This is a genomic window from Clostridium sp. UBA4395 (assembly GCF_002390995.1).
Lineage (GTDB): Bacteria > Bacillota > Clostridia > Clostridiales > Clostridiaceae > Clostridium_J > Clostridium_J sulfidigenes.
This window is the reverse complement of record NZ_DGRF01000078.1, coordinates 22,815-34,885: the sequence shown is the minus strand read 5'-3', so window position 1 is coordinate 34,885 and position 12,071 is coordinate 22,815. Positions and strand designations below refer to the sequence as shown.

The window sequence follows — 12,071 nt, the reverse complement described above, 5'->3', positions numbered from 1 at the left end:
TGGAAAATAATTATGAAGTTTTTGTGGGGTAAGGGGGATTTATATCTATTATTAAGACCTATCGGTCTGTGGACTTACCAGTCCTTTAACTAGCTTGAATAGATTACAATTAAAGTAAAAATAAAAATTTTACTGGAATTTTCATGCTAAAGCTCTGGTTTGGAATTAAATAAATTGACATATCAATGAGTCATTTATATAATTATCATTGAGTAGTTTAAACTCAATTTTAAGAAAGGCAAGGTATTTGCAGACATGAGAATATAATTCACTTTTATTTATGAGAAATCAAAATTAGAATGAGGCCTCAAGAAAGGCTTTGTTGTTATGCATTTTATTTGATTTTGTGAGTGGATAGTATTTTTGTAACTGTTGATGGTTTGTCAATATAGTGTGTTATTAACCTTAATTATGACTTTGAATCCTAATATATACTAATTTTTTTTGTATATATTTTAAGGTTTTATTTAGTGCAAATTAAAGGTTATGATATAGTTGCGATGCTATCCTCTCCAGGTTATAGGGAGGGGATTTTTTGTTATTAGTTGAATGTAGTAATATTAAAAAAAGTTTTGGTGATAGATCCATCTTGGATATAGAAAATTTAAAGGTTTGTTCCCAGGATAGAATAGGTGTTGTAGGTGTAAATGGAGTGGGTAAAACTACATTAATTAATATATTGTGCCAAAGATTGCAGCCAGATGAAGGCCATGTTAAGTTATATGGAACATACTCATATATATCACAGTTAGAAGAACCAGAAAGTATATCAATAACTAGTGAAATGGCTTCTAGATTTAATGTAGAGAGTATTTGGAATGGGAACATGAGTGGAGGAGAAAAGACTAGATTTAAACTTGCTTATGCACTAAGCCAGAATAGTCAGTTGATATTTGCAGATGAGCCTACTAGCAATATGGATATAGAGGGCATTGAGCTTATGGAAAAAAGTTTTGAAAAATATAAAGGATCTCTAATTCTTATATCCCATGATAGAAACTTCTTAGATAGGTTATGTAATAAGATTTTAGAAATAGAGGATGGAAGAATAAAAATATATTATGGTAATTACAGTGACTATGCTGCTTTGAAAGCTAAGGAGAGAGATCGAGCTGAATTTGAATATGAGGAGTATAAAAAAGAAAAGAAGCGACTTCAAAGTGTAATTATCGATGCAGAACAAAGGGTGAAAGGTATAAAAACTACTCCTAAACGAATGGGAAATTCTGAGGCTAGGCTTCACAAGATGGGAGGTCAAAAGGCCAGGGCAAACATTGAAAGAGCGGTGAAAAATATTGAAAAGAGAATAGATCACCTTGAAGTTAAAGAGAAACCCAAAGAACAAGTTAGTATAAAGCTAGACATTGAGGATTCAAATAAGCTCCATAGTAAAATAGTTATAGAGGTTAAAAATATAACTAAGGCATTTGACAAGAAGATGATACTAGATAATGCTGAATTTAGCATATATAACACCTCAAAGGTAGCACTCATTGGTCCTAATGGGTGTGGAAAGAGTACTTTAATAAAGATGATAATGGACAATGATAAATCCATTAGAATTGCTAAAGGAGCAAATATAGGATACTTTAGTCAAGCTATTGACATTTTAAAAGAAAATTATACTATTATAGAAAATGTAATGGAAAGTAGCATATATGATGAAACTTTCGCTAGGATACTACTAGCAAGATTATTATTTAAAAGAGAAGATATTTATAAAAAAGTAAGTGTATTAAGTGGAGGAGAACGAGTTAAAGTATCCTTTGCAAAAATGCTATTACAAAATATAAATCTTCTTATATTAGATGAACCAACTAATTATATGGATATAAACTCTCTTGAGGTTGTAGAAAATGTACTTAAAGATTATTATAGCACTTTATTGTTTGTATCCCACGATAGAAGATTTGTAGAATCTATTGCAGACAATATAATGACTATAGAAAATCATAAAATTAAGATGTTTAAAGGTAATTATAATGAGTATTTAGAAAGCAAAAATAAAAATAAATATAATGATAAAGAAAAAATTGAAAATGAAATTTTCATATTGCAAAATCGTCTTTCAGAAGTTGTTGGAAGGTTATCAATGCCATCAAAAAAGGATGATGTAGTTGAACTGGATGAAGAATATAATGAATTATTGGGTAAATTAAAAACGTTAAAAACAAATTTATCAAAATAGTAAGAAAACTCTTTACAACATATTGCAAAAGTGATAGTATTGTTTTCAATAAGAGGAAGTGCACAGAGCTCTTTAAAATTAAAAATAAAATGAACAATGAAAGGGACGAGTATTATAGAGTACAATTTATAGAGAGGGAGTGTCACCGACTGTAAGCATTCCTAAATATGACTATAAGAAAACTAACCCTAGAGTTATGGCTGATTAGCTAATATTAGTAAAATGCCATCGGTAAATACCGTTATAAAATTTGAGATGAATTGAGTTATTTTAATTCAATTTGGGTGGAACCATGGATGTTATGCATTCGTCCCAAGGTGGGACGGATGCTTTTTTGTCGTATAATAACTAATTCAATAAATTTTGTTAAGGAGGGGATAAGTATGATAAGTATAAAACTTAAAGATGGTTCAATAATAGAAATTTGTGATGATTCTAATGTTTATGATCTTGCAAGTTCAATTAGCAAAAATTTAGCTAAATCAGCAATAGTAGGTGAAGTAAATGGAACGTTGGTTGATTTAAGTTGCAAATTAAAAGATAATAACCAGGTAAATATTTTAACCTATGATGATGAAAATGCTGTTGAAGTAATTAGACATTCAACAGCACATATTATGGCTCAAGCAGTAAAAAGAATTTATAGCAATTCGAAACTTGCTATAGGACCTTCCATAAAAAATGGTTATTATTATGATTTTGATATTGAAAGTCCCTTATCTGCTGAAGATATAGATAAGATTGAAATAGAAATGAATAACATAATTAAAGAAAATTTGAAATTTGAGAGAATAGATGTTTCTAGAGAAGACGCAATTAAGCTAATGGAGGAAAAAGGGGAAACTTATAAAGTTGAACTTATAAGAGACTTACCAGAAGGAGAGAAAATTTCCCTATATAAGCAGGGAGAGTTTATTGATCTTTGTAGAGGACCTCATATACCATCTACAAAGTATGTAAAAGCTTTTAAACTAACAAGTGTAGCTGGGGCATATTGGAGAGGCAATGAAAAAAATAAGATGCTACAGAGAATATATGGTGTTGCCTTTGCAAATAATACATTACTTGAAACTCATTTGCATAATGTAGAGGAGGCTAAAAAAAGGGATCACAGAAAATTAGGCAAAGAACTAAAATTATTTAACTTTGTTGATGAAGGCGTAGGATTTCCATTTTTCTTACCTAAAGGAGTAGTTCTTAAAAACACTTTAATTGATTTTTGGAGGACTTTGCATGCAGAAGCAGGTTATGTTGAGATCGAGACTCCAATAATGCTTAATAAAAGATTATGGGAAGTTTCTGGGCACTGGGATCATTATAAAGAGAATATGTATACTTCAATTATTGATGATGAGGAATTTGCATTAAAGCCAATGAATTGTCCAGGAGGAATGTTAGTATATAAATCTGAAGCTCATTCCTATAGAGATTTTCCAATGAGAGTAGGTGAACTTGGTAGAGTTCATAGACATGAACTTTCAGGAGCATTACATGGACTTATGAGAGTAAGAGCTTTTACACAGGATGATGCTCATATATTTATGTTACCAAATCAAATAAAATCAGAAATTAAAGGGGTAATAGAGCTCATTGATAAAGTTTATTCAAAATTTGGATTTAAGTATAATCTCGAGCTTTCTACAAGACCAGATAATTCCATGGGAAGTGATGAAGACTGGGAATTAGCAGAAGACTCCTTAAAAGGGGCTTTAGATGAATTAAGTTTAGACTATAAAATAAATGAAGGTGATGGAGCATTTTATGGTCCTAAGATAGATTTTCATCTTGAGGATAGTATAGGAAGAACATGGCAATGTGGAACAATTCAATTAGATTTTCAATTACCTCAAAGGTTTGAATTAGAGTATATTGGAAGTGATAATGAGAAACATAGACCAATAGTTATTCATAGAGTAATATATGGAAGTATAGAAAGATTTTTAGGTATATTAATTGAACACTTTGCAGGAAAGTTTCCAACATGGCTTGCTCCGGTTCAAGTAAAGGTACTGCCTATATCAAATAAATTCAATGAGTATTCAGAGAGTATTAAAAAGAAGCTAAGTGAAAATGGAATAAGAGTTGAAATGGACTATAGAGATGAAAAGATAGGCTATAAAATAAGAGAAGCTAGAAATGAAAGAATACCTTATATTATTGTTGTAGGAGAAAAGGAAGAAAAAGAAAATACAATTTCACTACGTAGTAGAAAAAATGGAGATGAAGGAACTTTTAAATTAGAATCTTTAATAGAAAGAATCAGTAATGAAATAAGGAATAAAGAATTATAAACAGAGTTCTTAGCTTCTATGAAGCTTTAGAAATCGTTATCCAGGGACATAACAGCTCTTTAGTCCCACTTTGAAGAAGATGGGAGTATTAGAGCTGATAGTCATCGGATAAAATAAGGTAAATATATAAAATAACATCCTGAAAATGGATGTTATTTTGTGTTTTCAGCAAAAATAAAATAGGCTTGATAGTAAATGTTCGGTTAAAGTATTTATAGATAAAGTAAATTTATGGATAATTATTGATTCATGATGTATTAATAATTACATGTTGGATTTAGTGCAATAAATTACATATGATGCATATTATATATAAATCCGCTTCAAAGAAATATAAATTGTATGAGGTGTTTTATGGATTTATTAATACTTGAAGAACGTAGATTGCTTAGATATAGCTTACTATTTCAATTATATAGGGACTTCTTTACCTATGGCTATGAAGTATGCAATAAAATTAATTATGAGATTCCAAATGATTGTAGAATTGAAATAATTGCAGCTCTTTATTTCTTATTCTATAGAAGATGGATTTTTTTTAACATAGCAAGAGACAAAACAGTTTCTGCTTATGTTTTAGGGCGTGGCATGGAAGAAGTGGAAAATTATCTTATTGAAACTGGCAAATTAGTAGCTTCAAACATATTTGAGGATTTGCTAATACCTGTTATTGATAAAAAAGAAAAGACTGGATGTACAGTTAATGAGTCTTAAGATGGATCCATTATATGATAAAAAGGCTAATTTTGTTGGGTGGTTAGTAGAACATAGTAATGTATTTGATAAGGATTTAAAATGGGTAGCATATGCTTATTACAATTATATTTGGGCAACGAAGACTAGAATATGGATTGGCGAATTAAGAGGTACCAATCTTTTAGATAGAGATGGGAGGATTGTGGCTTGGAGTACTAGTGGACCTGTGGTGGGGAGTCTTGGTTTCGTAGTAGTAGGAAAGACAATTGCTGGACAATTGACAAATAAAAAATTGAAGGAAGTTGCAACATGGCAATGGTCTGATGATGATATGAAAAGTAGACTTGAAACAGGTAAAGATATTGAAATGTGTGACAAATGTATTAAATTGGAGTATTCAAACAGACAAGATATAAAAGTAACTTCTGCAAATATAGAATTTAGCGGAAGTTTAAAAATTGATTTGGGTGGAATTTATTGCGAAATAACTGAAATTGAAGCACCTCATTCAGAAGATTCGCTATTGATTTATGTACCCGAAGAAAAAGTGGTGTTTATTGGCGATGCAGATTGTGAAGATCACTATGATAATAATGGCCAATATGATAAGGATAAGTTAGGGTGTTTTATTGAGTTAATTAAAGAAATTGATTTTAATACTTATGTTCTGGGACATGATAAACCTGAAACAAAGGAAGAGGCAATTTCATATTTAATGGAAGAATTAAAAAAGTTAAGTTGAGACATAAAGAGAGGAATCGCACCATAAGTAGGTGCGATTTTTTGTTAGTTTAAGTGGTGAGTTGAAATTGAATATATTGTTCAAAGTCTTGGTAGCAATCATGCTACAAAATTTTTAAATAATCAAAGAGAAAATAACAGATAGTATATAGTAAGATATATCATATTAAAGCATATATGGGAATATATTTCATTAATATGGATTACATGATACAATTTTATTGTAAGTAATATTTTTTATGTTTTAATGTAAAAAAGAAAAATTAAATGGGGGTGTAAAATAGTATGGATATGTATAAAGTTATCGAGATTAAGCAAAATGTTTTCGAAAACAATGATAAACAAGCAGAACTACTTAGAGAAGATTTAAAAAAAGATAAGACTTTTTTGTTAAATTTAATGTCATCACCAGGGTCAGGGAAAACAACAACTGTTTTAAGAACAATTGAAGCTTTAAAAGATGAAATGAGTATTGGGGTCTTAGAAGCTGATATTGACTCAGATGTGGATGCTAATACTGTTTCAAAGACTGGTGCAAAGGTAATACAATTGCATACCGGTGGCATGTGCCATCTGGATGCAGATATGACCAAACAAGGACTAAATGGATTAGGAACAGAAGATGTTGATTTTGTAATATTAGAAAATGTAGGAAACTTAGTATGTCCAGCAGAATTTGACACTGGTGCATCAAAAAATGCCATGATATTAAGTATACCAGAGGGAGATGACAAGCCCTTAAAATATCCTTTGATGTTTTCCATTGTTGATGTTTTATTAATTAACAAGATAGATGCAATAGATTATTTTGACTTTGATTTAGAAGCAGTGAAAGAGCGTGTGAAAAAATTGAATCCCAATATTAAGGTTATCCCAATCTCTGCTAGAACTGGTGAGGGAATTGATGACTGGGTTAACTGGATACGTAATGAAGTAAAAGATTGGAATAAAAAATAGGGTATATTGAAAAATTATTGGGGGAATGGGTATGGTAAAAGTAAAAGTATTAGAACTTGCCAATCATATAAGTAAGATAAAACCTGGTTCAAAAAATGAAATAAAGCCGGAGGATCCAGAATATAAAATTTTGGAACCAGTTGTTACAGAAGAAATGGCAGAAGTAGGACTTTGTGTTGAATTCCGTAAACCAAAGAGCGCAGAAGAAGTTGCTGCTTTATGTGGAAAATCTTTAGAGGAAACAAAGAGAATTCTATGGGAATTAGCCCTTGCTGGTGTTTGCTTTGTTGGTGAAGAAGATGGTGTCGACAAGTACTGGTTTGAGATTTGGGTTCCAGGGCACATGGAAATGATAGTTAACCATCCACATAAGGAAAATGTTGAGAATTATAAGCAAATTGCTGAGGCTTTTGAGGCCTATGGAAGAAAAAAAGCACCTATAACAGCAGGCATTTTTCCAGTAGGAACAGGCCCTATGCGTGTTATCCCTATAGAAACATCAATTCAAGGTGAAACAAGAAGAGCATCCTATGAGGAAGTTTCTAAATATCTCAATGAAAATACTGTTTTCTCAGTTTCAGATTGTTCTTGTCGTACATCAAGAGAAGCTATGGGAGAAGGTTGCGGCCACTTGAAGGAAGATATGTGTATTCAGCTTGGTCATGCTGCTGAATACTATATCCGTACAGGAAGAGGCAGAGCAATAACCCGCGAAGAAGCTTTTGAAATCATTAAAAGAGCCGAAGAAAATGGCTTAATGCACCAAATGCCAAATGCAGATGGTCCAGGAAAAACTCATGCCATTTGTAACTGTTGCGGCTGTTCATGTTACGCTACGAGAATTGCAGGAATGTTCTTAAATAATGATATGGTGCGTTCAAATTATGTATCAAGAGTTGATAAAGACAAATGTGTTGGTTGTGGAGAGTGTGTTCAAGTTTGTCCAGTTAATGCATTGAAATTAGGTCAAAAATTATGTGCTAAAACACCAATTGTTGAGAAGAAGAGAGTTGACTTTGCCTACAATACAGAGTGGGGTCCAGATAAATGGAATGTTAATCATCGTATCAACAAGAAAAATGTTGTTGATACAGGTACAAGTCCTTGTAAAACACAATGTCCAGCACATATTTCTGTTCAAGGTTATGTTAAGCTAGCATCTCAAGGAAGATACAAAGAAGCGCTTGAACTTATTAAGAATGAAAATCCGTTTCCGGCTGTATGCGGGCGTATTTGTCCAAGAAAATGTGAATCTGCTTGTACTAGAGGAGATGTTGATGAGCCAGTTGCTATAGATGAAATCAAAAAATTTATTGCTGAACAAGATTTGAAAATGGATACTCGTTATGTGCCAAAATTAAGACATGAATATGGTAATAAGATTGCAGTTATAGGAGCTGGTCCTTCAGGTCTCTCTTGTGCTTTTTATTTAGCTCTTGATGGCTATAAGGTAACGGTGTTTGAAAAGCAAAAGGTACTTGGTGGTATGCTTACCCTTGGTATTCCTTCTTATAGATTAGAAAAAGAAGTTATAAATGCAGAAATAGATATTTTAAGAGAACTAGGAGTAGAATTTAAAACTGGTATTGAAGTAGGTAAAGACATAAGTCTTAAATACTTAAGAGGTCAAGGATATGAAGCATTCTATATTGCAATCGGTGCTCAGTTAGGCAGAAATCTTGGTATCCAGGGTGAAGATTCAGAAGGGGTTATTACAGGGGTTGATTTCTTACGTAATGTAAACTTGGGTAATGAGGTAAACCTTAAAGGAGACGTGGTTGTAATTGGTGGCGGTAACGTTGCTATTGATGTTGCAAGAACAGCTACAAGAGTTGGAGCTTCAAAGGTTAACATGTTTTGTCTTGAAAGTCGAGAGGAAATGCCAGCCCTTGAAGAAGAAATTGAAGAAGCATTATCAGAAAGTATTGAAGTCAATAACTCTTGGGGTCCAAAGCGAATTCTCGAAGAAAATGGGAAAGTTATAGGCATAGAATTTAAAAAGTGTCTTTCAGTTTTTGATGATAATGGGAAATTTAGTCCTATATTTGATGAAGATATCACTAAGATTGTGAAGGCAAATCATGTTCTAATTTCAGTAGGTCAAGGAATGGATTGGGGTAGATTGCTAGAAGATAGCAAAATAGAATTGAATCCAAACAACACAGTGAAAGCAGATTCCTTCACTCTACAGACAGGGGAGCCAGATGTATTTGCTGGTGGGGATGTATTAACAGGTCCTAAGTTTGCTATTGATGCCATTGCTTTAGGTAAAGAAGGTGCAATTTCAATTCATCGCTATGTTCAACCTGGACAGAGCTTAGTTCTTGGAAGAGATAGAAGACAGTACTCTGCACTTGATAAAGAAAACTTAACATTACAAGGATATGACCGCATACCAAGGCAGAGAGTAGACCATGTAGATGGAAAGAGATCAAAAGAAACCTTTAAGGATTTACGCCCTACATTTACTGAAGAGCAAGTGATGAAGGAAACAGAACGTTGCCTTGGCTGTGGTGCTACAATTACAGATGAATATCAATGTATAGGCTGTGGTGCATGTACAACCAGATGTAAGTTTGATGCTATTACACTTTTTAGAAAATATGATGCACAAAGTGTACCACTTGAAAAGCTTAAACCTATAATTGTTAAAAATATAATTAAGCGTAAAGGTGTAATCACAGCTAGAAAGATTAAAAAGTTATTCACAAAAGATTCTTAAAAATAAAACGAAATAATTGACATATTACAGGAGAAAAGGTGAGGGAACATATAGTTACCCTCCACCTTTTTACCTAGATAAGAAGGGTGATTTTAATGCATGAATTAGGTGTAGTAATTGAAGTGGTTAAAACTGTTGAAAATTTCGCAGAAAAGAATGGATTAAAGAAAATAGATACAATAGTTTTACAAATTGGAGAACTTTCTTCAATGATTCCTAAATATATTGAATCTTGTTATCCAGTAGCAGTAGATGGTACAAGATTACAGAACACAAAATTAAAGATTGAAATATTACCAGGTAATGCAATCTGTAAAAAATGTAGAAAAGTTTTTAATATCATTGAGAATAGTAGTAAGTGTCCAAGCTGTACAAGTGAAGAATGGGAGCTATTATGTGGAAAAGAATTTATGATAAAGGAAATAGTTGCTTGTTAAGGTAAGACTTAAAAGATAAGAGATGAGATAGAAATACGTATAAGATATTTTACTAGGGGAATAATATGGACAAGCGATTAACATTTAATGAGGATACTACAATTTATTATAAATGGCAATGTTTTAAATGTTTATGACACCATAGATTTATATTTAGTAAGAAAATAGGAGGTATAGTGTGAAGATATTTATTGATGAAATAAGTGATGTAGTAAAAAGTACTTTTGAAGAGCTAGGATATGATAAAGAATCAGGACAGGTAACTGTATCTAATAGACCAGATTTATGTCAGTATCAATGCAATGGTGCTTTAGCTAATGCTAAGAAATACAAAAAGGCACCCAGTGTCATAGCGCAAGAAGTTGTTGAAAAATTGAAAGAAAATAAATTTTTCTCTAAATTAGAAATTGCAGGACCTGGGTTTATTAATATAACGGTTAATGATAAATTAATAATTGACTATGTAAATAAGATGAATAATGATGAAAAGTTTGGAACTTCATCTGCTACAAAAGTTAAAAAAATATTTATAGATTATGGTGGAGCAAATGTTGCAAAGCCCTTACATATAGGTCATTTAAGATCAGCAATAATTGGAGAAAGTATAAAAAGAATTGCTAAGTTTATAGGTCATGATGTAATTGGAGATGTTCACTTAGGTGATTGGGGTCTTCAAATGGGTATGGTTATCTCTGAAGTTGAAAGACGTAATCCAAATTTACCTTATTTTAATGAAGGTTTTACTGGAGAGTATCCAAAAGAAGCCCCATTTACAATAGATGAATTAGAAGAAATATATCCTTATGCTAGCAGCCTTGCTAAGAATGATGAAAAGGTTATGAATGCAGCAAAACAAGCTACCGTTGAGCTTCAACAAGGTAGAAAAGGATATCTAGCATTATGGAAACACATATTAAATGTTTCTGTTAATGATTTAAAGAAAAATTATGGTGCATTAAATGTTGACTTTGAATTATGGAATGGTGAAAGCGATGCACAAAAGTTTATTCCGGATATGATAAAATATTTAAAGGATAATGGATATTGCTATGAAAGTGAAGGGGCCTTAGTTATTGATGTAAGTAAGGAAGAGGATAAGAGTGTACTTCCACCATTACTATTATTGAAATCAGATGGAGCATCACTATATGGAACAACTGATTTGGCTACAGTTGTAGAGAGAGTTAGAAACTATAAGGCTGATGAAATAATATACTTAGCTGATAAAAGACAAGGACTTCACTATGAGCAATTCTTTAGAGCATCTAAAAAATCTGGAATTGCAGGTGAGAATGTAGAATTAGATTTTATAGGCTTTGGAACAATGAATGGAAAAGATGGAAAACCATTTAAAACTCGTGAAGGTGGAGTAATGAGGCTTGCAGATTTAATAAATTTAATTAAAGAAGCGGGTAAAGAAAAACTTAAAGGTAATAAAAATATATCAGCAGGAGATGTTGAAGAAATCTCATCAAAGGTAGGTTTAGCAGCTTTAAAATATGGTGATTTATCAAATCAAGCTTCAAAGGATTATATATTTGATATAGATAGATTTGCTTCCTTTGAGGGGAATACAGGACCATATATTTTATATACAATAGTAAGAATTAAATCTATTTTAAATAAAGCTAACACATCTGAGTTAACGGAAAATGTATTAGAACCACAAAGTGATACAGAAAGAAACCTAATGTTACAATTAATTAAATTTAATGAAGTAATTGAGCTGAGCTTTAGAGAACGTGCACCACATAAGATATGTGAATATGTTTATGAATTATCAAATAACTTTAATAAATTCTATAATGATACAAGAATATTATATGAAGAAGATGAAAATAAAAAAATTTCTTGGTTAGTTCTTATTACTTTAGTTAAAGATGTATTAGAACAATGCTTAGATTTATTAGGCATGGAAAGTGTTGAAAAAATGTAATATACTGCAGTCCTTTTTCTTTTAGTCATGGATGGGATTTAAAGCAATTCGTCTCCATCAAGGTGTAACATCACTTTATATTTTTTCATACATTAGATATATA

The 12,071-nt window shown here is 31.7% G+C and carries 8 protein-coding genes and 1 other annotated feature; all 8 genes read left to right on the top strand.

What is annotated here, in order from left to right; all coding sequences use genetic code 11:
• Positions 1–535 precede the first annotated feature (535 nt).
• Complete coding sequence (gene abc-f / locus B2694_RS15105; protein WP_346886441.1) at positions 536–2,188, top strand: ribosomal protection-like ABC-F family protein; 1,653 nt, start codon at positions 536–538, stop codon at positions 2,186–2,188.
• A gap of 87 nt (positions 2,189–2,275) precedes the next feature.
• Positions 2,276–2,506, top strand: a binding site (T-box leader).
• A gap of 65 nt (positions 2,507–2,571) precedes the next feature.
• Positions 2,572–4,479 carry a threonine--tRNA ligase gene (thrS, locus tag B2694_RS15100; protein WP_346886440.1) on the top strand — a complete coding sequence of 636 codons (1,908 nt, stop codon included), beginning with the start codon at positions 2,572–2,574 and terminating at the stop codon, positions 4,477–4,479.
• A 354-nt stretch (positions 4,480–4,833) separates the two neighbouring features.
• Entirely contained in the window at positions 4,834–5,193 is a 360-nt protein-coding gene (locus tag B2694_RS15095; RefSeq protein WP_346886439.1) for a hypothetical protein, read from the top strand.
• Between the two features lies 1 nt (position 5,194).
• On the top strand, positions 5,195–5,917 hold the full coding sequence (locus tag B2694_RS15090) for a 4-fold beta flower protein (protein ID WP_346886438.1): 723 nt from the start codon (positions 5,195–5,197) through the stop codon (positions 5,915–5,917).
• A 284-nt stretch (positions 5,918–6,201) separates the two neighbouring features.
• Positions 6,202–6,873: a hydrogenase nickel incorporation protein HypB gene (gene hypB, locus B2694_RS15085; RefSeq protein ID WP_346886437.1), complete on the top strand. Its 672-nt coding sequence runs from the start codon at positions 6,202–6,204 to the stop codon at positions 6,871–6,873.
• A 31-nt stretch (positions 6,874–6,904) separates the two neighbouring features.
• Entirely contained in the window at positions 6,905–9,595 is a 2,691-nt protein-coding gene (locus B2694_RS15080) for an FAD-dependent oxidoreductase (RefSeq protein ID WP_346886436.1), read from the top strand.
• Between the two features lie 95 nt (positions 9,596–9,690).
• On the top strand, positions 9,691–10,032 hold the full coding sequence (locus B2694_RS15075; RefSeq protein ID WP_346886435.1) for a hydrogenase maturation nickel metallochaperone HypA: 342 nt from the start codon (positions 9,691–9,693) through the stop codon (positions 10,030–10,032).
• 178 nt (positions 10,033–10,210) lie between these two features.
• On the top strand, positions 10,211–11,968 hold the full coding sequence (gene argS, locus B2694_RS15070) for an arginine--tRNA ligase (protein WP_346886434.1): 1,758 nt from the start codon (positions 10,211–10,213) through the stop codon (positions 11,966–11,968).
• Positions 11,969–12,071 lie beyond the last annotated feature (103 nt).